Genomic DNA, 20,341 nt, shown 5'->3' on the forward strand with positions numbered 1-20,341 from the left:
TAATATAAGTTCATGTGCGGAAGATTTGTTTTGTTCAGCGAGTCTTTACTCGCCGCGGTTGGCGACTGGCCAGGTATTGAGGAGGTCCACGCCCCACAAGGGCTGCCGCCGGCGCGTTATAACATCGCCCCGACACAGCCGATTGCCGTGGTGCGTGTACAGGAATCCGTAGCACGTGTGGAGCCAGCACGCTGGGGTCTTATCCCACATTGGAAGAAGGACCTAAACGGTCCGCCGCTTTTTAACGCGTGTGCCGAAACCGTGGCGACTAAGCCTTCGTTCCGCGAGGCTTTCGCACGCAATCGCTGCATCATTCCGTTGGATGGCTACTACGAATGGAAAGCTGACGTTTCAAGCCCAGGCGGTGGAACCAAGGCCAAGGGCAAGGGCAAGAAGACGCCCTATTACGTCACCGGCCCAGAGGGCATGCTCTTTGCTGCCGGGCTGTGGTCCTCGGGCCAAGACAGGCTTTCAGCCACGATGATTACCACCGAAGCCACCGAAGAAATGGCGTGGCTGCACGGCCGCCTGCCTAAGTTCCTGCGGCAGGAGGAAATCGGGCCATGGCTGGCAGGCGAGCCTTTGCTCGAGCCAAGCACCGTCACCGGTTTTCAAGCGCGGCCCGCGGATCCAGCCGTGGGCAACGTGCATAACGATTATGCCGAGCTTATTGCAGAACAACCCCCGGAAGGGCTGTTCTAGAACGATTGCTGCGCCAACTACTGCGCTACCAGGTCGGTGAAAGTGATATCGAGAACCTTGGCTAAGTCCTCCGCATTCATTTCGATGTCGAGGCCACGGCGCCCGCCGGAGAAAAAGATGGTGTCGAAGAGGACAGCCGTTTCATCAATTGCGGTGGGAAGAACGTGCTTTTGGCCTAGCGGAGAGATTCCGCCTGGAATATAGCCGGAGGATTTCGAGGCATCTTGAGGATCAGCCATCGTCGCCTTCGCCGCACCGAATGCCGCGGCCGCCTTCTTTAGGCTGAGCTTGTGTGAGACTGGCAACACGCAAACCGCTAATTCCCGCTTGGCGCCTTTGCCCGCGGTGAGATCGACCACCAGAGTCTTGAATACGCGATCAGCATCGATGCCTAGTTCCGCTGCGGCAGTGTCACCGAAATGATCCGTACCGCCCTCGAAGATTGCCACCTTATGTGGGATTCCCGCTTCTTCCAAGAGCTTTAAAGCTGGGGTAGCGGCATGCGGAGTTTTCTTGGACTTGGACATAAGCCGCATTTTAGTAGCCGCGTCATGCCAACCCATTAGGATGGGATACGTGGCTACAAAAACTACTAGCGCTAAGGACAGTCAGCGCCTCTTTGAGGAGCAAGCACTGCCTTTACTCGACCAACTCTACGGTGGAGCCATGCGTCTTACGCGCAACCCGCAGGACGCCGAAGACCTGATTCAAGAGACCTATCTGAAGGCTTATAAGAATTTTGGCTCCTTCAAGCAAGGCACCAACCTCAAAGCTTGGCTCTACCGAATCATGACCAATACCTACATCAACTCCTATCGCAAGGCGAAGCGCCGCCCGGCGGAATCTTCAGCAGATGATTTGAGCGATTTTCAGCTCTATACAACTGCCGGCCATGATTCGACAGGCCTGGAATCAGCCGAAGTCGAAGCATTGAAGTTGATGCCGGATTCCGCGATCTCCGAGGCTATGAATGATTTGCCGGAGGATTATCGCATGGTTGTCTATTACGCCGACGTCGTAGGCCTGGCGTACAAGGAAATCGCAGAAATTATGGACACTCCACTTGGCACGGTCATGAGCCGGCTACATCGTGGAAGAAAACTCCTTCGTGGCGCGTTGAAAGACGTGGCTAGAGAAGAAGGCATCGGTCTCAACCACCCAGACATGGAGGAGAAGCAATGAGCAACGCTACAGGAAACAATTGCGGCGCATGTAATTCTCCTGAGGTCCAGGCACTGTTTTGCGAGCTATTGGATGAGCGCACAAGCTATGCGCGTGCGCTAGAAATCCGTGAACATATTGCCCAGTGCGACGAATGCCAAGCACGGCTTGAAAGCGAAGAAGTGGTTCGTGCGCTCGTTCGCAAGTGTTGTTCTGGCACCAAAGCGCCACAGTCGCTGCGTCAGCGCATCACCATCGAAATAACTCGTACCGAGGTTCGCTGGAACTAAAATTCAAAGGTAGATAGTCCAAAGGTAGATTCAGCAGCCTATTTTAGATACAGCAAAAGGCTCGCCTTCCTTCAACGAAGGGAGAGCGAGCCTTTGTCGTGCTGCTTATTTACGCGCTAGGACGCTTGCCGTGATTTGCACTCTTCTTACGGCGATCCTTGCGCTTACGACCACGCTTAGACATGGGCGGCCTCCTTGCTAATAGGTGAGCGGATAAATTACTTACCCACTGACTTTAGTGGCTGGATCAGCCGGTGGGGAAATCGGGTTAGGTTAGCGGAGAATTAGGGAAGTGAATTTTAAACGGTAACGCGTGCGCGGCCGCGGCCGCGGTTGCGGCGGCGCTTGAGAGCGCGGCGCTCTTCCTCAGACATACCGCCCCAGACTCCGGCATCCTGGCCGGACTCCAGTGCCCACTTCAGGCAAGCGGAGGAAACTGGGCAGCGGTTGCAAACTAGCTTGGCCTTTGCGATCTGGGTAAGTGCAGGGCCGGAGTTGCCTACTGGGAAGAACAGCTCTGGGTCTTCGTCGCGGCAAACAGCTTCGTGGCGCCAATCCATGATTGAAATCTCCTAACAGAATTTAGACAGCATGACAGGTCTCTGCGGTCCACAAATGCGGACTACAGCAATTAACAGGGGTGGGAGCGAACCGGTCTGCGCTCAGTGGGGCCCTGTCTCGAGTTAGGGCCAGCGTCGGCGCCGCCATGATTCACTTTGTGTTCACTTGGATGTTTTTCCAAGTTTTGGGCTGCTTAAACAGTCCGTTGTTTTTGCTACTTGAGAATCATGACATGTTTACCTCCATCCCGCTAGGGTTAAGAGGTAAATTGTGGCAAAGATCACTGACTTTCATGCAAGTGAACGGCGAAAAATGGCGCCCTTCTTCCTGCAAGAAAGCTGGCAATAATTAGTTTACCTGCCACTTTGGGTTATTTTAGGTGAGTGTGGTGACTTGGATCCCGTCAAATCTACTTCTGGACAGATGCCCCCGATGCGCATCCGCGTCGATAGTTAAGGACGCGTTCCTAGCAGTACTTGTTCCCACGCGTTATCAAATCCGCGCGTCGTAACGGCATGACAATGCGTCTCATGCTTTAAACAGGTGAGTAGACTGTGGCGCGTGACTGAGAAGAATTCGAAGAAGAACACTGCCAAAAAGTTTGAAAAAAGCGCCGCGGCGAATTCGGGCGCGCCGCGCTCGGTGCTGATTGCTGCGGGCATTGCCATCGTGCAGTCCGTGGCTGTTATTGCCTTCGGCCTCTTCCTCATTATCCGTGAATTGAAGGGTGCTGAGAACGCTTCGATGGTCTCTGAGGCAGGCGCTTCCAACTTCGTTGGTTTCGGCACCGCTGTCTTCATCTTCATCGTGTTCGGCTTTGTGATTATCGGTGCCCTAGCCTTTGTAAAGGGTAAGCGCTGGGGCAGGGGAGCAGTGGTCCTCGTCGAGATCATCCTTGCCGCGAGCTCTTTCCAGATGTTTAGCGGCGGCGCTGCGGTGCTGGGTGTTATCACTCTTGCCAGCGCTCTTGCCGCGCTGTATTTCGTGATGGTCGTGCCGGACTCCGCGAAGTGGGCCGAGGCCAACTTTCGTGGCTAGCTAGGGCCGCTGGCAGCGGCGATTGTGCGGGCAGCGCTTTAAAGCGCGCTAAGGCCCACTGCGGTGTCGCCGCGTTGTTCCACGATGGCGGTTCCAGACTGCGTGAGGAAGACGGGGCCCTCGTAGTCGCCGCGGTCGACGGGGATGTTGCGTTCGGTTTCACCGGTGCTCCAGTTGACCACTGCGATTCCCTCATCGGTTGGCATAAGCAGGCGATCTCCTACTGCCATGCCGGTTCCGATTGCGTCCTCAAAGACGTGGTCCACCTTGAGCGTAGTCGGAGTAAACAAATAGAGGCGCTGGCCATCAAACCAAGACATGTGGTGTGGAAGATCCGCTGTAGCCGGTGCGAAAGGCGTCGAAGAGTTATTAACCTCCGGGGAAGGCGCAACCGGTTGTGAGGCGGTCTTTTCGCCGGTCTCAGAGTAAGAATCGATGCGCGGGGTCTCGCCGGGCTGATAGACCGCCGCGGCCTTTTGGCCCACTGCAATTAGCCTCGAGCCTTGATTATCCATGGTGGCATCGGCGGAAATCTCCGGCTTACGCGAATCCTCCGGGGTGGCGCCCATCAGGCGCAGCGACGTAACGTTTGGATTCTCTGGGCAGGACTCAGTAACGGCGAGGTTTTCAGTGCGCGTTAGAGCCGAGGTGATGGAACACTCCTCGTGTTCCTGCATATCCGGCTCTTGCTTGGCCTTAACATCGCCGTACTCGATGGTGCGCACCATGTCCGAGCGCCAAATGTCTACGCGTTCAGTAGAGACGGTGCCTACTCGGTCATTGGAGGCAATGGCCACGACATCTTCGGAATTGATAGCGCTGCGCGTATCCGAGTACTGACCCGTCGCCGCATCAATAGCCACGGTATCGCCACAGCCCACGCCGGTGCGGTAGGTGGCAACTACCTTGCCCCAAGCAGTGCCCAGGGAACACAAGTCTAAACCCGCACGCGTGTAGTGCCATACCGGATTGCCATTCGGGTCAGAGGCAGTAATTGTTTCACCCTCGTGCGTGATGGTCAGCCCCTTCGCAGAAAGCGCGCGGTATTGGCCCGGCACGGGCGTATTGGGCAAGCGGAAGGATTCGGCAAGCTTGACCGGGGGTTCCGCGAGCACCTCGACGTCGTCAGGCATGGCATGGCTTGCCGGAACCAGCTCAGAGTCGCGGATATCGGCGCTAAAGTAGGCTCCTCCTACAGCGATCGCACACACCGCAGCGATGGCGCCAGTCAACTTCCAGTCAGTCGCGCTCGCGCGAAGGATTGGGGTCTTGCTCATCGACGGCGGCTCCTGGAACGGCGGGTACGGGTGGAATTGCGAGGCGAGGGCTTTTCGCGCAGGCGGGTTGTGCCGATTACCTTAGTCGCGGGGCCGACGGACTCGGCGATGCCCTCTTCAAAACCGAGGGCCTCGGCAAGCTCGGGGGAGGTGCTAAACCACTGCGGCGGTTCTGCTTCGTTGAGGTCGAGTTCGTCGTTGATAAGGCGCCATTTACCCAGCTCGTCGTAGCCCACCAAGGTGATTGCGGTGCCGGTATGGCCTGCGCGGCCCGTGCGGCCAATGCGGTGGACAAAGGTCATTGGGTCATCTGGAACCTGATAGTTGATGACGTGGGTGACATCGTCGACATCGATACCGCGTGCGGCAACGTCGGTGGCCACGAGGATTTCCACCTTGCCCTCGCGGAATGCGTTGAGGGACTTTTCACGCGCTGCTTGGCCCAAGTCACCGTGCACTGCGCCGACTCGGAACCCGCGCTGGGCTAGTTCGTCTGCAACTTCCGCTGCCGAGCGCTTGGTACGGGCGAAGATGATGGTCTTGCCGCGGCCTTCCGCCTGCAGCGCGCGGGAGACAATCGCCAACTTGTCCATGCGGTGAGCCTGGAAGGTCACCTTGCGGGTAGAAGCATGGGTTTGGTTCTCGTCGCCTGATTCGGCGCGGATATGGATAGGCCGCGACATGAAAGTACGTGCCAAGGTCAAAATGGGGCCAGGCATGGTGGCAGAAAACAGCATGGTTTGGTGCGCATTGCCGTGGAGAGCTTCCAGAATCTTTTCAATATCTGGCAAGAATCCCAGATCAAGCATCTCGTCGGCCTCGTCGAGCACGAGGATTGCCACGTGCTCGAGGCTCAAATGGCCTTGCTGAACCAGATCCAAAAGGCGGCCCGGGGTACCTACGACAACATCGACGCCCTTGTTGAGCATCTTGATCTGCTCTTCATAAGGGCGCCCGCCGTACAAAGTGGCAAGGCGTACCGGGAGATTGCGAGCAGCAGCCGAAAGATCTTCGCCGACTTGGACAGCAAGCTCGCGAGTAGGAACCACGATGAGGGCGCGAGGGGTGCCGTCTAGTTCCTTAATATCGGCGTCGTCAAACACGCGATCTAGAACTGGGATGCCGAAGCCGAGCGTCTTTCCCATGCCAGTGCGGGCTTGGCCGATGAGGTCTTGTCCGCCGAGCGCGATCGGAAGAGTCAGTTCCTGAATGGCGAACGTGCGCTCAATTCCGCGGCTGGCCAGGGCATCTACGATCTCTGCTGCGACGCCGAGGGACGCAAAGGTAGGTGATTGCGAGGGCTCAGACTGTTGAAATGACACAACTTGATAGTAGCCGGTACGGCTATAGTAGGGCCATTGAGACTTTAAATTAAACTTTTAAGGAGGAGACCTTTTCATGGATATCAAGATTGGTTTCGCAGACACCGCCCGTGAGCTCGTCATTCACGCAGAGGGCACCCAGGAAGAGCTGGTAGCCAAGGTCAATTCCGCATTGGCAGATAACGCTACCTTGGAGCTGGAAGACACCAAGGGCCGCAAGTACATCGTCCGCACCGACCGTGTGGTCTATGCAGAAATCGGCGTCGCTAAGACCCATGCCGTCGGTTTTGCAGGCGCTTAAACCCATTAGCTTTGCGTCCTAGCAGAGGAATTGCCCTCAAAAAGGGCGCAACGGGTAATCTATTTCCTCATGAAAAGCCCTGTGGATAGTTCGCAACGCGCCCCACGTCACCCGCATCGCAAGCCTGGCCAAGATCCGTGGATCGTCAGGTTTGCACAGGCTTATGGTTGGTGGCGCGTTGTTGCGATCCCAGTGATGGTGGTGCTGACCGTGTGGGTGCTTGTCGACGTCGCACGTCCCGCGCAAGAAGAAGAGGCCACCGTAGCTTCCCGCAGAGACGCGGCGGCTACCTCCGAAGAAGACCGAGTAGGCCCCGATCCCGCCAAGGCCAGCCGCATTGCTGTGGCGAAGGACGGGCTACCCGCCGGCGGTGATTTCTCGGAAAAGGGCGACGATACTTACCGCGATGCGGGTACTGCCGGCGCGCATGCGGGTAAGGGCGGCAAGAAGAAGGTTCGTTACTCGGTAGAGATTGAAAACGGCGTCGACACGACCCCGTACGGAGGCGACTCCGCCTTTGCTGCCATGGTCGATGCAACGCTGGGGGATCCACGCGGTTGGACGGCTACCGGTGACTTCGAATTCGCCCACGTAAAGGCCGATGAAAATCCGGATACGCGTATTCGCTTGACCTCCCTGGAAACCACCGCTGAGCTCTGCGGCGCGCAGCTGGAAACGGAGACTTCCTGCCACACCGGAATCACTGGTGAGTCCACGGTCAATCTCAACGAGTCCCGCTGGGTGCGCGGGGCGCTGCCATTCGAAGGTGACTTGGGCAATTACCGCCAGTACCTCATCAACCACGAGTTTGGCCATGCCATTGGCTATGCCTCCCACCAGGCGTGTGGCGGCGAGGGGAAGCTTGCGCCGGTCATGATGCAGCAGACGCTTAGCTTGAACAACGCTGAGCTCTATGAAAAAGACTCCAAAGAAGTCTATCCCAACGAGGATGTAACCTGCGAGCCGAATCCATGGCCGTATCCAAACCCGCGGGTTAAAGATCCGCATAAGCCGGAATAGGAGAACTAAATGTTGCTTCCTCCAGAGCACGTGCTGAATGCATTTCACGCTGGCGCCAATCTCCGCAAGGTCCAAAGTGAGGTTCTGGGGCCGGAGTGGGATCACGGCATCAAGGTAGGTGACGTTGTCTTCGCCCGCGCCAACGAGCTTTCCGGATGGTCCGCCAAGGTCCGTGAGAAGCTCGCCGTAGAAGGCGCGCGCGTGGTGCGGCCGGTCCTTAGCACGGATGCCCGTTTTACAGCTGCGGGCTGGAAGGCCAATCAGTATGTTCCAGGGCAGCTGCGTGGGCGCATCGATGAAACCGCACAGATGGCCTTGCGCTTGGACGCGGCGCTTTCTACATTTCCTATGCCGAATGTTGGCCAGCGTGACGACGTTTTCGCTCGCGCCGAGCGTGCCGCTTGGGCGGAGACAGGGGAGGCCTATTCGGCGGAGCTAACTGATAGCCTCCCCGTGGGCATCGCGCACGTGGACGTGCTGGGCACGACCGTTTACTCTGGGGCGAATCCGCCGGCGCTTGTCGACGTCGTGCCTTCCGCAGCCCCACGTCCACTGGGCTGGAGCGCGGCACTCGTTATTGTCGACGGCCTAGTAGCCGAGTCTGTGGATGATGGAATTTGTTCGCGCTTTGGACACGTGCCAGGTATGCCGCAGTTGTTGTTGCGTGCCTCAGCTTATCGCCGCTACGTCAATAACTTGCATCCCGCTTCGAAGTCAACCACGCGTTCGAATATTGAAAGGGTCGAAGCTCTGCTGGTGTCCAGGGCATCTGAAATACTAAACGGGTGAGTTACGATCCCCGTTCTACTGCCCGTGTAGGCGTCGTTTTGCCGCCTTCCCCTCAAGTGCGCCTCGTGCCGCGCCATGCCAATTACAGCACGCGCACTTGGGATTTTCCGCTGCCGCAAAAAGGTGCCTGGCGCGTTTTAGGCTCGGCTGGTGCCGGCGTTTCCAGCCTGCTGATTGACGTGGTTTTGGAAAAGCTGCGCAGCGGCGCCGATCCTTCGGGCATTCTGGTTGTTTCCACCTCCAAGGAATCTGGCGCCATCCTGCGCCGTGAATTGGCAGAACACCTTGAGGATTACGCGGCGCAGGCCTCCATGGTGCGCTCCGTGCACTCGCTGGCCTTTGCGCTGTTGCGTAATGCAGCGGACGAGGAGATCCGCCTTATCACCGGCGCGGAGCAGGACGCCGTCATCCGTGAACTACTCGAGGGCCAAGCCGAAGAACATCGCGGCAGCTGGCCGGCGGAGGTACGGCCGGCACTGACCTTCGAGGGTTTCGCGCGCCAATTGCGCGACCTTCTGTTGCGCGCTATCGAGCGCGGCCAAGGTCCTGATGAGCTCATGGAGTTGGGTAAGAAGTATGACCGACCGATGTGGACTGCGGCGGGTGAATTCCTGCTGGAGTATGAGCGCACCCAGCAGCTAGCCGGCCTACACTCTTATTCGGCGGCGGAGTTAGTCAACGAGGTACTGCTGCGCTCTAGCGCTACCGAAAACCACCCGTGGCACACCATCATCGTTGACGATGCCCAGCTGCTTGATCCAACCTCCGGATTGCTTGTGCAAAAGCTCTCGCGTGGGGCGGAACTGACCGTAGTAGCAGGTGACCCTGACCAAGCGGTCTTTGCTTTCCGCGGTGCCAATTCGGAGTTCTTGACTTCTTTTCCCGCAGAGCATGAGCTGGTGCTGGATGAACCGCAGCGTCGTCCAGCGCCTGCCTGCATCAGCATCGTGGACTCGCGCTCGACCTTGCGTGATGTGGTGGCCGACGCGGTGCGCCGCCGGCACTTGGAAGACGGCGTCGACTGGCGCGATATCGCCGTCATCGTCCGCTCTAGCGGAGATATCGGCCAGATTCGCCGCACGCTGCTAGCCGCTGGCGTGCCGGTTCATATCAATCCCACGGACGTAATCTTGGCCGAGCAAAGGCTGGTCAAGTCGGTACTTTTGGCATTACGGGCGCTCGAGCATGAACTCAGCAATGCGGAACTCGAAGACCTAGTCACCGGGCCTGTGGGCGGAGCGGATCCCGTAACCTTGCGCCGCCTGATTCGTGGCCTGCGGCGGTGGGCGCCACAAGCGCGCGGCATTGATTCGCTGCGTGGACTTTTGGAAGGGCAGTTGCCGGATTTCGCGGGGCTTTTGACCGAGCGCGAAGAAACCATCTTGGAGCGCATCCGCGCGATTGTGCAGGCAGGCCGCGCTGCCATTGGTGCGCAAGCCTCTATCGAGGAAATCCTGTGGGAGGTATGGAATGCCACTGGGCTCGATGCTCGTTTGCAGGCGGCTGCGTTGCGCGGTGGTGCAACCGGCTCGCAGGCAGACCGCGACCTGGATGCCATGATGGCGCTTTTTGATGCTGCAGGTGACTACTCTGAGCGCCGTCCCGGAGCTTCGCTCGATTCCTTCCTGCGGCACATCGAAGAACAAGAATTGCCCACCGGCGTGCGTGACCGCCGCAGCGCTATCCCGCAGGCGGTAGAGGTGATTACTGCGCACGGTGCGGTGGGCCGGGAATGGGACACTGTTGTCATCGCTGGCGCTCAGGAAGGTGCTTGGCCTTCCCTCGGTGAGACGGGATCGATCTTTGAGCAGGAAGCGTTAATTGATCTGCTGGATCGGTCGATTACCCCGGGCACGCCGGTAAGCCATGTGGCAAGCCGCTTGAGGGAGGAACGCCGCTTGTTCCATGTGGCCACGACCCGCCATCGTGCGCGTTTGTTGCTTGCCGCGGTCGATGCACCCGATGCTGACGTGCCCGAAGAGCCGTCGCGCTTTATTAGTGAGTTTGCGCGGCAGGGCAGCGTGGACGTGCCCGGTGCAGTCGAACGCCGGGAAGCAAATAAGCGCCTGCGCGCGGTGCGTTTGCCGCAAGAGTTGGGCTTGCAAGTGGCCGAACCCGAACCGGTATCAGTGCGCGGTGAGCGGGAAATTGACCCGCTCGAGGTAGCGGTGCTTTCGGTGCCTTCTTTCGTGGCCCAATTGCGCCGTGTTGTCATGGATCCTGAAAGCGGGGAGGCTGAGCGCAGTCAGGCGGCACGTCAGCTCGCACGGCTTGCCAAGGCCGGAGTGCCCGGAGCCCATCCTGAGCAATGGTGGGCTGCACGCTCGGTGGCGGTAGCGGAAGAAACGGAAGACTCTGGCACGCCCACTGGCCGTGTCTCGCCATCCCGCGTGGAGGCGCTCTTGCGTTGTCCGCTCAATGCAGTACTTGGAAACTTGAGCGAGGAAGAAGAGACGCCGCTGGCGTTGCTGCGCGGCACCATGGCGCATGCATATCTTGAGGCGCTGGGCCGCGGCGTGGATCCAGAACTTGGCAAAAAGATGGTCAAGGATGCTTTTGGCCTCATCCTTAATGCGCCCAGCTGGAAGCGAGACTCCGAGCTCGCGGACTTTGAGCGCCTGCTTGAGCGCACGCATCAGTGGGCCCAGGACACTGCTTCTAACTTCGAGCTGATTGGTGTGGAGGTTCCGGTCTCCGTGGAGGTCATGCCGGGAATTAAGGTGGCAGGCTATATGGACCGCCTGGTTAAAGCAGGCGAAGACTACATGGTGGTTGACCTCAAGACGGGCAGCAGCGCGCCGTCTCGTGAGGAAGCCAAAGACAATGCGCAGCTAAAGACCTATCAGCTGGCCTTGGCACATGGTCAGCTGTGCGACGCTAACGAAGACAGAGCACACGGTCCTGTAATCCGCACGGGTGAGGGTATGGCTCGCGGTGGCGGCGTGCTGGTTTATCCAGGCACTGATCAAAAGTCCATCACCAGCCGTGACCAAGCTGCTGTGCCGCCGGAAGAACTAGAAGAATTCGCTGGGAAGCTGCCCGCGCTGGTAGCTGAACTTTCCAGTCAGCACTTGACCGCCCGGGAAAATGAGTCCTGTGGGCGCTGCGCAATCCGGTCCATTTGTCCCATCCAAGCAGAAGGAAAGCAGGTCTCTGATGAGCTCGCAGACTAAACTATTAAGCCCCCAGCAACTTGCTGCTGCTTTGGATAAGCCTTTCCCGCCGACGGACGAACAGAGCAAGGTCATCGAGGGCCCGCTCGGTCCGAAGCTGGTCGTCGCCGGCGCGGGCGCTGGCAAGACGGAAACCATGGCCTCGCGTGTGGTCTACCTCGTGGCCAATGGCATGGTGCGCCCAGAAAACGTCTTGGGTCTAACCTTTACCCGCAAGGCAGCTCAGCAGCTTGAGCAGCGCATCCGTAAGCAATTGATGAAGTTGCGAGATTCCCGCATCGTCGCGCCGGATTCTGCAGCGGCGGAAGCGCTGGAAAACATTGCGCCGAAGGTCGCCACGTATGACTCCTACGCGGGTGATTTGGTACGGGAATATGGCCTGCTCGTGCCGGTTGAGCCAAGCGCGCGGATTATTACAGATGCAGAGCGCTTCGCTATCGCGCACGATGTCGTGCTCAATTACGGCGGCAAATTATCTGCGTCCCAGTCGGTGGCCACGGTTACTGAGACCCTGCTCAAGCTTGCACAATCCATCGATAACGCGTTGATGGATCCGGCCGATATCCGGGAGCATGCCCGGATCTTCACTGCCACCGCTTATGACCTAGAAAAGACCCGTAAAAACGGCCCGGAATTCAACAAGGATGTGCAACGGTACCTAGACCGCCAGCAGCTGCGTGTGGAGTATCTTCCACTCGTTGAGGCCCTGAAGGAAGAACAAGCGGCCCGTGGCGTCATCACCTTTGGCGAGCAAATGGCAATCGCCGCCAAGCTGGCCCAGAGCCATCCCGCAGTAGGCGAGCAGCAAAGCCAGCGTTTCAACGTGGTGATGCTCGATGAGTACCAGGACACCTCCCATGCACAGCGCGTGCTTCTTCGTTCCCTGTTCGGCGGCGTGCGCCCAGGCGTATCCGTAACGGCCGTGGGCGATCCAATGCAATCTATCTACGGTTGGCGTGGCGCCACGGCAGAAAATCTTGCTGCCTTCGTAGAGGATTTCCCTCAGGAAGATGGCTCACCCGCGCCGAAGGACCAGCTGACCACATCCTGGCGCAACCCACAGCGTGCTTTGGAACTGGCAAACGACGTCGCGGCCAAGCTCTTTTCCGAGTCCGCTGGCCCACGGCCTGTTGATGAGCTGCAGCCGCGCGATGGCGCGCCGGAAGGCGATATCGAGCTGGGGTATTTTGCCTCTGAGCGCGAGGAGCATGAACACATCGCCCAGCATCTCAAGAGCCTTTATGAGCGATACGAGGACCCAAACGATTTCAGCGCGGCGGTGCTTGTGCGAACGAATAAGCAATCGCCCCTTATCGCACAAGCCCTAGATGACGCAGGCGTGCCGAATGAAATCGTCGGCCTAGGCGGCTTGCTCTGGCAGCCGGAGATTCAAGATCTCATTGCCGTTGCCACCATCCTCGTCCGTCCGCAGGACACCAACGCCGCACTGCGCGTGCTCACCGGGCCCATGTGCGGGCTAGGCGTAAAGGATCTGCAGCAGCTATTGGCACGTCAACGCAACCTTGCCGGCGGCGATGCAGCGGCATCAGGACGGTTGCGTTGGGAGGGCGGCGACCCAGTCGAGCATCTCGCCGCCCAACTAGCGGAGCTGACTGAAGAAGGCACCGGACAAACTTTGGGCCTGGCCGATGCTTTGGCAGACCTTGGCGAGCGCGAACGCTATAGCGCGCCGGGGCTGGTGCGCATGGAGGAGCTTTCTTCGAAACTGCGCCATCTGCGTACCTACTCGCTGTCTAAGTCTTTATCGGATCTCTTCGCCGACATCGAAGCACTCTTTAATATCCGCACCGAGGTCCTAGCCAGCGGCACGTTGGGCGGCACCACGCACCTGGACGCTTTTGCCGACGTCGTCGCTGATTTCCACGGCGATTCCCTTTCCGCATTGCTGGACTATCTCTCGATGGCACGCGAACGCGAAGACGGCCTTACTCCCGGCGAAGCTCCCGCTGTAGCCGGGCGCGTGCAAATCATGACCGTGCACAAATCCAAAGGCCTGGAGTGGAAGCACGTCTGTGTGCTCCACGCTGACTCCACGAGCTACAAGGGCCAAGCCGAAACCTTCCTCACCTTCGTGGAGAAGGTCCCCGGTGACGAAGACGTCATCGAGCTGGACCCTGATGCCACAAAGCGTTCGGAATTCGGCAAGGCATGCGAGGCCTATAAGGAAAACGTGCGCCAGAACCAGCGCGAGGAAAGCGCGCGCCTGTTCTACGTTGCGATGACCCGCACCGAGTCCACGCTGACGATTACGGGTTCTGGAACCAACAAGGTCCAAAATAAGTCGAAGAAGGGGCCCTACGAATACCTAGAACTGCTGCGTGCAAAGCATCCTGACTTGGTTCAGCATTGGGACGTGCCTGCTAGCCCCGAGGAGGCTGCCGCGCACGAGGTAATGCTCGAGGGCACTTTCCCAGCGCTGGAAGCTAGCTCGCATGCTGTGAAGGCAGCGGAGACTGTGCTGGAGGCCATGGACAAACTTCCGGAGTTGCGCGCAGGAGAAACCTTTGAGCTTTGGGAACAAGAAGCCGGTGCTTTGATCGAGGAATACGCGGCATTGCAAGCACCCGTCGTGGACGTAGAGCTTCCAACCGAGCTGACAGCTTCCGACATGGTCTCGCTCAGTTCAGACCCCATTCAGTTCGCGCGGCGCCAACGACGTCCCATTCCTTTTAAGCCGAATGCATACGCCAAACGCGGTACCGCTTTCCACGCTTGGCTGGAAGATAGGTTTGGTTCGCCGGCTCTGTTGTCGGAGGATGAACTGCCCGGCTCCGATGAACAGCCTGAGCAGGACTTGGAAGCATTGAAGGAGGCATTCCTTTTCTCCGAATGGGCGCAGCGCACCCCGGAATACGTTGAGGCGCCTTTTGAAATCACCATCGGTGATTCGGTAGTACGCGGACGCATGGACGCAGTCTTCCGCGAAGCAGACGGCACCTGGTTTATCGTGGACTGGAAAACTGGCCGCCCGCCTAAAGGCGCGGATATGCGCGCGGCAGAGATCCAGCTTGCGGTCTATGCTGAGGCATGGCGGCGCGTGCATAGCACCGAAGACGTACGCGCGGCATTCTTCTATGTCCATGACGGCTATCTCTTTGAACCGCGGGATTTGCCCACCGGAAAGCGGCTGGTGGAGCTTCTTGAATCGTCAGTTTCTGCCTCTGCGGGTTAAGGTATTTAGCCGGTTCGTAAAACGCGGGTCCCATTATGGCTATGCTCGCGTTAACGCGTGCCGCTAAAGCCACAAAAATCAAAGTTAGAGGAAGACCAAAGTCCAGTGCCGAAACAACGTGCGCAACGCATAAGCCGTCGCTTTAAGGCGCGCTTCATGCCGCAGATTGAGCTGACGTCGCAGCCTGATCACGCGCTCATTGATGTGATCACGGTCCCGCGTGCTGACAATGACAGCCCGTGGAAGCAGCTGGGCAGCCGCGTCCTGTGGGCATTCGCGCTGCTTGTCTTCGTCACCGTCGTTGTTTACTTCGATGGTGATGGCTACAGCGAGAACCTGTCGTTTCTCGATGCTGCGTACTACGCCGCAGTCTCTCTCACCACAGTGGGCTACGGCGATATCGTCCCGGTGACCCCGCAAGCCCGCTTCGTCAACCTGCTTATAGTTACGCCAGCCCGCCTGATCTTCCTTGTTTTGTTGGTCGGCGCGACGCTGTCAGTGCTGACAGATAAAGCACGTCGTACATTCGAAATCCAGAATTGGAGAAAGCAATTGCGCAACCACACTGTTGTTATTGGTTACGGCACCAAGGGCGCGGGCGCCGTCGCTGCTTTGCTGGCTGACGACGTCCCGGCCTCCCAGATCGTGGTCATCGACACCAACCGTGCCTCGCTCGCGAACGCTGAACACCACGGCCTGGTCACCATCTTCGGTTCCGGCACTAAGCAAGATGTCCTGCGCATCGCGGGCGTCGAGAATGCGGCGTCTGTTGTCGTGACTCCGTCCACGGACGATACCGCCGTTCTGTGTACTCTCTCGGTGCGCGAGCTGAACCCGAAGGCAAAGATTGTCGCTTCGGTGCGTGAGTCTGAGAACCGCCACCTGCTGCGCCAATCGGGTGCCGATTCCGTGGTTACCTCCGCGGAGACTGCCGGACGCCTGCTGGGCCTTGCCACCGTAACGCCGACGGTCGTGGAAATGATGGAGGATCTCCTCTCCCCAAACGAGGGCTTTTCCGTCTCCGAACGTGCGGTCCGCGAGTTCGAGGTGGGCTCCAACCCACGTCACCTCGCAGACATCGTGCTGGCAGTGCTGCGTAACAATGAGCTGCACCGCGTGGATACCGCGGATGCTTACTCCCTCAAGCCCGGTGATCGCCTCCTTTACATCAAGCACGAGATGGAGCAGGCAACTGAAGAAGAGGACGAAGAAGACTAGTGTTTCTTCCTGTCACCGAGAGCAACCGAGTGCCGGTCGATGACACGGGTGCGCCGGTCTTGGTCGCGGAGCCCAGCGGCCCCATCCTCGTTGAGGTAGGGGCCGTTCAGGCGTTTTCTATCCCCGATCAATCCGCTACGAAGCTGGGAACGCTCCGTGACGCTGCCTTCTTCGCAGAAAACCCTGACATCCTCAAGGCCATCCATTTAGTTCGCAATCGCCGGGAGACGCGTTTTGATGCGCGTACGGGTGATGAACTGTACTTCCCAGAACCGGGCGTCGTCGGGCGCTCGCTCCAAGACCCACGCCGCATGGTCTTTCCACGGATCAATCCCGCAGTAATCGGCATTATCTACTTGGCAGGCACGGATAAGATCCTTCTGGCTCGCAACCGCGTGCGCAATAGCTTCTTCTCGCTCATCGCGGGCTACGTCGAACCGGGGGAGAGCCTGGAGGAAGCTTTCGCGCGGGAAGCGTTGGAGGAGACCGGCAGGCGTGTGCACGAAGTGCGCTATTGGGGCTCGCAGCCTTGGCCGCCTAGTGGCTCGTTGATGATGGGCTTTAGTGCGGTCACGGATGATGTCCAGGCTGTTTGCGATACTGATGGCGAGCTCGAAGAAATCCGCTGGGTTTCACGCGCTGAGCTGCCGGAATTAAACATTGCCCGCAAGGGCTCGATTGCACACACGATGATAATGGAGTGGTACCACGGTGAATAGGCCGGATTTGTCCCTATTGGACGAGGACCAGCTTGCAGCAGCCACCGCCCCGCGTGGGCCGGTGTGCATCCTGGCGGGCGCGGGCACCGGTAAGACCCGTACGGTTACTTACCGCATCGCCAACATGGTGGACCAAGGTTTCGCTAGCCCGCAGCGCATCCTTGCGGTTACTTTTACTACCCGTGCTGCGGGCGAGATGCGTGACCGCCTCAACCACATGGGAGTCGGCGGTGTCCAGGCGCTGACTTTTCACGCGGCGGCGCGGCGTCAGCTGCGCTATTTTTGGCCGCAGGTGGCAGGTGATTTGCCGTGGGAGCTCGTCGATAACAAGTTCTCCCTCGTTGCCCGTGCGGTGCGCTCGCTGAATCTCGATAATTCGAAGGACTCCATCAGGGATTATCTCAGCGAGATCGAATGGGCTAAGTCCTCGCTGGTTGGGCCGGATTCCTATCCGCAGGTAATCGCCACAATTGACCGCGAAGCGCCTGCTGAACCTGCCAAGGTCGCGGAGGTATTCCGCCGCTATGAGCAGCTCAAGTCCACTCCGGATCGCATGTTCTTGGACTTTGATGACCTGCTCATGCACATCGCTGGCGCCATTGAGAATGTCCCTTCCGTGGCAGAGGTCTTCCGTGAGCAGTACCGCACCTTCGTGGTGGATGAGTACCAGGACGTTACCCCGCTGCAGCAGCGGGTTCTAGATGCGTGGCTGGGCGAGCGCGATGACCTCACTGTGGTTGGCGATGCCAACCAGACGATTTACTCCTTCAACGGTGCCTCGCCGGATTATCTGCTGAACTTCTCGCGCACCTACCCCAACGCCACAATCGTGAAGCTGCAGCGTGACTACCGTTCCACCCCGCAGGTAACGGACTTGGCCAACCGCGTCATCGCGAAGGCATCTGGCCGCGCTGCCGGTACACGCTTGGAACTGCAGGGTATGCGCGAGCCCGGCCCGGAGCCGACGTTCAAGGCTTTTGAATCCGAAGAGATCGAGGCAAAGGAAGTCGCGGGCCAAATCCTGACTCTGCTCAACAAGGGCGTTAAAGCCTCTGAGATCGCGGTGCTCTACCGTATCAACGCCCAGTCTGAGCAGTTTGAGCAGGCGCTTGCCGACGCCGGCATCGTCTACCAAGTCCGCGGTGGCGAGGGCTTCTTTCGCCGCCCGGAAATCCTGGAAGCAATCCGCGTGCTCATTGCGGCTACCCGCCGTGAAGACTTGCCAGCGGATCCCGTCGCCATCGCTCGTGCTGCTTTCGTTGAATTGGGGCTTACGCCTAGCGAGCCGCAGGGTGCCAAGGCACGTGAGCGTTGGCAGTCGCTGAATGCTCTCGTAGATCTCATCGAGCAAATTGTCCAAGACCATGAAGGCATTGATTTGAGCGGAGTGCTGGGAGAGCTGCATCGCCGTTCTGAAAATAAGCAGAACCCCACGATGGAAGGCGTCACGCTGGCGACCATCCACGCGGCCAAGGGCTTGGAGTGGGACGCCGTGTTCTTGGTGGGCCTGACGGAGAAGCTGCTACCTATCAACTACGCCATCAAGGCAGGTGACGAGCAGGTGGAAGAAGAACGCCGCCTGTTCTACGTCGGAATCACCCGCGCCCGCGAGCACCTCGCTTTGTCTTGGGCTTTGGCAAAAACCACTGGTTCTCGGGCCTCCCGTGAACGCACCCGCTTCCTTGACGGCTTGGTGCCGGGAATCGAAGAAAGCGCTGGTAGCGGTAGGCGCTATCGCGAGCGCAAGTGCCGGGTATGTGCAGCGCCGTTGAGCAGCCCGGCTGAAAAGGTCTTGGGACGCCACGAGTACTGCGATTACGAGGGCGACGAAGAAGTGTTCTCCGCCTTGCGCGCTTGGCGTGCGAACACCGCCCGCGATGCCAAAGTGCCGGCCTACGTCATCTTCTCCGATGCCACTCTGCAAGCAATCTCTGAGGCTCTCCCGGCTGACGAAGGCGAGCTGCTCGAAATCTCCGGCGTCGGCCCCTCCAAGCTTGAGCGCTATGGTGCGGAAGTTCTGCAGATCATCTCCACGCTGCGCAGCTGAACAAGTACCCAGGGCAGCAAACCCAGACCTGCATTTTTAGCCAGATGCCGCAGGGAAGCGCCACGATGCTAGCGCTTAGCGCCGCTGGGACCTTTCAAAACAGTAGGGGCACTTCGGATGCTCGAGGACTAGGCGGTATTGGTTGTGGCCGTAAGGGTCTACCTCCAGTAACTCGCCTTGCATGACGCGGCTACTTTTTGCACCAGGTGGGCTGGGGCGGCCTGCAAGCCGTCTTAAAAAGATCATGGTTTGCATGGCAATCGCTTTGATAATGACCTCGTCGGCCTTGGCATCTGCTGTATCCAATTGGCAGACGACGTTGTGCCACTGCTCATCGCCGTCGATTCGGTGCAGATGCGAGCACATGGGACACGGCCCGCGGCCGGCGGTTCGCAGGGGGCCAATTACACCACGGGCGTCAAACATCGACACAGGTAAAAAGTCGCCCTTGCACTTGCGCAGTGCTTCAGCCAGTTCCACCGGCTTATCAAGGAAATCCACCGCTACCACCGGAAAATGCGGGCTGACAGCCTTGATATACGAGTAGGTATTTTCTTGTTCTAGCTGGTTACGCAGCACGAATCCATCCTGGCTGGCGGCTGCCCGTATGGCCTCGGCAAGCGGGCTTTTGCCCAGCACAACCACGCAGCTTCGCGCAGGCTCCGGCCACAAAATGTTGTAACAAATGAGATCCTCAATCAGCGAGCTCGCAGCGGTTTCCTCCATGCCGGCGCGGGTGAGGAGCCGCTGAATACTATCGCGCGTAATGGGCTGGTGGAGGCGACTCAAGGAAGCGATAATTTCGCTTTCCACCTCGACCACCCCCACGCGAGTGGCGTCCATGCCGAACTGAATGACGCCGGGCTCGCGCTCCAGAATGCTTACCCCCGGCGCCAACATGTAGGCAGTCGTTGATTGCTCTTGCGATGCAACTGGCATGCTTTTCCCCCTAAAGCCACGCTCGTTGCTCCCATTCCAGCACAAGTACAATGACCTGTCATGTCGAGTAATGAGAACTCAGGTGTCGCCGTGCGCGTTATCCGTTCCGCAAAGCGCAAGCGGACGGTGCAAGCACGGCTTGTCGACGGCGTCTTAGAAGTCCGGATTCCTTCCTGGATGTCGGCGAAAGAGGAGGCCAAAGCCGTGGCCGACATGCAGGCGAAGGTAGCGCGCAAGCACACCTCGACGCGGCGCTCTGATGCTGATCTGCACGAGCGCGCCGTCCAGCTCAATAAAAACTTCCTCGACGGGCGAGCGAAGATTGGCTCAATTCGTTGGGTGGGCAATCAAAACACACGGTGGGGCAGCTGCACTACCTCTACCGGCGATATTCGCATCACCGATCGCCTCAAGGACGTGCCGGAGTATGTCCTCGATTCTGTCGTCATCCATGAGCTGACTCATACCTTCATCCCCGGGCACGGGCCGGAATTTTGGCAGTGGGCTGACCGCGCGCCGAAAGCGGAGCGGGCCAAGGGATACTTAGAGGCCTACCAGCGCTTTGGCTGATAGGCCTCTAATGGCAACGGG

General features: G+C 58.8%; 19 protein-coding genes. 13 read left to right on the plus strand and 6 right to left on the minus strand.

Features of this window, described 5'->3' with window-relative positions; all coding sequences use genetic code 11:
* Positions 1-12: 12 nt before the first annotated feature.
* A complete protein-coding gene (locus HMPREF3155_RS01745; RefSeq protein WP_061921021.1) occupies positions 13-702 on the plus strand; it encodes an SOS response-associated peptidase in 690 nt (229 codons plus the stop codon).
* 17 nt (positions 703-719) lie between these two features.
* Here HMPREF3155_RS01745 and ybaK read toward each other — a convergent pair whose 3' ends face one another.
* Positions 720-1,238 carry a Cys-tRNA(Pro) deacylase gene (gene ybaK / locus HMPREF3155_RS01750; RefSeq protein ID WP_082787625.1) on the minus strand — a complete coding sequence of 173 codons (519 nt, stop codon included), beginning with the start codon at positions 1,236-1,238 and terminating at the stop codon, positions 720-722.
* A 31-nt stretch (positions 1,239-1,269) separates the two neighbouring features.
* Between ybaK and HMPREF3155_RS01755 the strand changes: the two genes are divergently transcribed.
* The gene (locus HMPREF3155_RS01755) at positions 1,270-1,884 is read left to right on the plus strand and encodes a sigma-70 family RNA polymerase sigma factor (RefSeq protein WP_062035664.1); all 615 of its coding nucleotides are present in this window, start codon (positions 1,270-1,272) and stop codon (positions 1,882-1,884) included.
* A complete protein-coding gene (rsrA, locus tag HMPREF3155_RS01760; protein WP_062035663.1) occupies positions 1,881-2,153 on the plus strand; it encodes a mycothiol system anti-sigma-R factor in 273 nt (90 codons plus the stop codon). The genes HMPREF3155_RS01755 and rsrA overlap by 4 nt, the downstream gene beginning before the upstream one ends.
* Before the next feature lie 109 nt (positions 2,154-2,262).
* On the opposite strand, the gene HMPREF3155_RS13420 is transcribed toward rsrA, so the two are convergent.
* Together HMPREF3155_RS13420 and HMPREF3155_RS01765 are read right to left on the minus strand one after the other, a co-directional pair.
* On the minus strand, positions 2,263-2,337 hold the full coding sequence (locus tag HMPREF3155_RS13420; protein WP_096030696.1) for a 50S ribosomal protein bL37: 75 nt from the start codon (positions 2,335-2,337) through the stop codon (positions 2,263-2,265).
* A gap of 115 nt (positions 2,338-2,452) precedes the next feature.
* Positions 2,453-2,713 carry a WhiB family transcriptional regulator gene (locus HMPREF3155_RS01765; protein WP_061921027.1) on the minus strand — a complete coding sequence of 87 codons (261 nt, stop codon included), beginning with the start codon at positions 2,711-2,713 and terminating at the stop codon, positions 2,453-2,455.
* Positions 2,714-3,275: 562 nt separating this feature from the next.
* Here HMPREF3155_RS01765 and HMPREF3155_RS01770 point away from each other — a divergent pair.
* Positions 3,276-3,752, plus strand: a complete 477-nt coding sequence (locus tag HMPREF3155_RS01770) for a hypothetical protein (protein ID WP_062035662.1) — start codon at positions 3,276-3,278, stop codon at positions 3,750-3,752.
* Between the two features lie 38 nt (positions 3,753-3,790).
* Here the strand turns inward: HMPREF3155_RS01770 and HMPREF3155_RS01775 are convergent, their stop codons facing one another.
* Positions 3,791-5,029: an Rv3212 family protein gene (locus tag HMPREF3155_RS01775; protein WP_062035661.1), complete on the minus strand. Its 1,239-nt coding sequence runs from the start codon at positions 5,027-5,029 to the stop codon at positions 3,791-3,793.
* Entirely contained in the window at positions 5,026-6,351 is a 1,326-nt protein-coding gene (locus HMPREF3155_RS01780) for a DEAD/DEAH box helicase (protein ID WP_062041773.1), read from the minus strand. The genes HMPREF3155_RS01775 and HMPREF3155_RS01780 overlap by 4 nt, the downstream gene beginning before the upstream one ends.
* A 76-nt stretch (positions 6,352-6,427) precedes the next feature.
* Between HMPREF3155_RS01780 and HMPREF3155_RS01785 the strand changes: the two genes are divergently transcribed.
* From HMPREF3155_RS01785 to HMPREF3155_RS01820, 8 genes are all read left to right on the plus strand, one after another.
* The gene (locus tag HMPREF3155_RS01785; protein WP_061921035.1) at positions 6,428-6,652 is read left to right on the plus strand and encodes a DUF3107 domain-containing protein; all 225 of its coding nucleotides are present in this window, start codon (positions 6,428-6,430) and stop codon (positions 6,650-6,652) included.
* Between the two features lie 69 nt (positions 6,653-6,721).
* Entirely contained in the window at positions 6,722-7,672 is a 951-nt protein-coding gene (locus tag HMPREF3155_RS01790) for a DUF3152 domain-containing protein (protein WP_083281217.1), read from the plus strand.
* Between the two features lie 9 nt (positions 7,673-7,681).
* Positions 7,682-8,461: a hypothetical protein gene (locus HMPREF3155_RS01795; protein WP_070432429.1), complete on the plus strand. Its 780-nt coding sequence runs from the start codon at positions 7,682-7,684 to the stop codon at positions 8,459-8,461.
* A complete protein-coding gene (locus HMPREF3155_RS01800; protein ID WP_246817629.1) occupies positions 8,458-11,634 on the plus strand; it encodes an ATP-dependent DNA helicase in 3,177 nt (1,058 codons plus the stop codon). Before HMPREF3155_RS01795 ends, HMPREF3155_RS01800 begins: the two co-directional genes overlap by 4 nt.
* Entirely contained in the window at positions 11,618-14,827 is a 3,210-nt protein-coding gene (locus tag HMPREF3155_RS01805) for an ATP-dependent helicase (protein ID WP_070432430.1), read from the plus strand. Before HMPREF3155_RS01800 ends, HMPREF3155_RS01805 begins: the two co-directional genes overlap by 17 nt.
* Before the next feature lie 156 nt (positions 14,828-14,983).
* Positions 14,984-16,045, plus strand: a complete 1,062-nt coding sequence (locus tag HMPREF3155_RS01810) for a potassium channel family protein (protein WP_235591010.1) — start codon at positions 14,984-14,986, stop codon at positions 16,043-16,045.
* Positions 16,045-16,764: an NAD(+) diphosphatase gene (locus HMPREF3155_RS01815; RefSeq protein WP_070432431.1), complete on the plus strand. Its 720-nt coding sequence runs from the start codon at positions 16,045-16,047 to the stop codon at positions 16,762-16,764. Before HMPREF3155_RS01810 ends, HMPREF3155_RS01815 begins: the two co-directional genes overlap by 1 nt.
* On the plus strand, positions 16,757-18,811 hold the full coding sequence (locus HMPREF3155_RS01820) for an ATP-dependent DNA helicase UvrD2 (protein ID WP_070432432.1): 2,055 nt from the start codon (positions 16,757-16,759) through the stop codon (positions 18,809-18,811). Before HMPREF3155_RS01815 ends, HMPREF3155_RS01820 begins: the two co-directional genes overlap by 8 nt.
* 75 nt (positions 18,812-18,886) lie before the next feature.
* Here HMPREF3155_RS01820 and HMPREF3155_RS01825 read toward each other — a convergent pair whose 3' ends face one another.
* Positions 18,887-19,750: a hypothetical protein gene (locus HMPREF3155_RS01825; RefSeq protein ID WP_083281219.1), complete on the minus strand. Its 864-nt coding sequence runs from the start codon at positions 19,748-19,750 to the stop codon at positions 18,887-18,889.
* 60 nt (positions 19,751-19,810) lie between these two features.
* Between HMPREF3155_RS01825 and HMPREF3155_RS01830 the strand changes: the two genes are divergently transcribed.
* A complete protein-coding gene (locus HMPREF3155_RS01830) occupies positions 19,811-20,320 on the plus strand; it encodes a M48 metallopeptidase family protein (RefSeq protein ID WP_062035654.1) in 510 nt (169 codons plus the stop codon).
* The last annotated feature ends 21 nt before the right edge of the window (positions 20,321-20,341 follow it).

The sequence above is a fragment of the Corynebacterium sp. HMSC06D04 genome, assembly GCF_001807315.1.
Lineage (GTDB): Bacteria > Actinomycetota > Actinomycetes > Mycobacteriales > Mycobacteriaceae > Corynebacterium > Corynebacterium simulans.

What these genes read in the sequence shown, in the direction of transcription:
- HMPREF3155_RS01745 (WP_061921021.1), top strand. Translation starts at nt 13, where the DNA reads ATGTGCGGAAGATTTGTTTTGTTCAGCGAGTCTTTACTCGCCGCGGTT.
- ybaK (WP_082787625.1), bottom strand. Translation starts at nt 1,238, where the DNA reads ATGCGGCTTATGTCCAAGTCCAAGAAAACTCCGCATGCCGCTACCCCA.
- HMPREF3155_RS01755 (WP_062035664.1), top strand. Translation starts at nt 1,270, where the DNA reads ATGGGATACGTGGCTACAAAAACTACTAGCGCTAAGGACAGTCAGCGC.
- rsrA (WP_062035663.1), top strand. Translation starts at nt 1,881, where the DNA reads ATGAGCAACGCTACAGGAAACAATTGCGGCGCATGTAATTCTCCTGAG.
- HMPREF3155_RS01765 (WP_061921027.1), bottom strand. Translation starts at nt 2,713, where the DNA reads ATGGATTGGCGCCACGAAGCTGTTTGCCGCGACGAAGACCCAGAGCTG.
- HMPREF3155_RS01775 (WP_062035661.1), bottom strand. Translation starts at nt 5,029, where the DNA reads ATGAGCAAGACCCCAATCCTTCGCGCGAGCGCGACTGACTGGAAGTTG.
- HMPREF3155_RS01785 (WP_061921035.1), top strand. Translation starts at nt 6,428, where the DNA reads ATGGATATCAAGATTGGTTTCGCAGACACCGCCCGTGAGCTCGTCATT.
- HMPREF3155_RS01790 (WP_083281217.1), top strand. Translation starts at nt 6,722, where the DNA reads ATGAAAAGCCCTGTGGATAGTTCGCAACGCGCCCCACGTCACCCGCAT.
- HMPREF3155_RS01795 (WP_070432429.1), top strand. Translation starts at nt 7,682, where the DNA reads ATGTTGCTTCCTCCAGAGCACGTGCTGAATGCATTTCACGCTGGCGCC.
- HMPREF3155_RS01805 (WP_070432430.1), top strand. Translation starts at nt 11,618, where the DNA reads ATGAGCTCGCAGACTAAACTATTAAGCCCCCAGCAACTTGCTGCTGCT.
- HMPREF3155_RS01810 (WP_235591010.1), top strand. Translation starts at nt 14,984, where the DNA reads ATGCCGCAGATTGAGCTGACGTCGCAGCCTGATCACGCGCTCATTGAT.
- HMPREF3155_RS01825 (WP_083281219.1), bottom strand. Translation starts at nt 19,750, where the DNA reads ATGCCAGTTGCATCGCAAGAGCAATCAACGACTGCCTACATGTTGGCG.
- HMPREF3155_RS01830 (WP_062035654.1), top strand. Translation starts at nt 19,811, where the DNA reads ATGTCGAGTAATGAGAACTCAGGTGTCGCCGTGCGCGTTATCCGTTCC.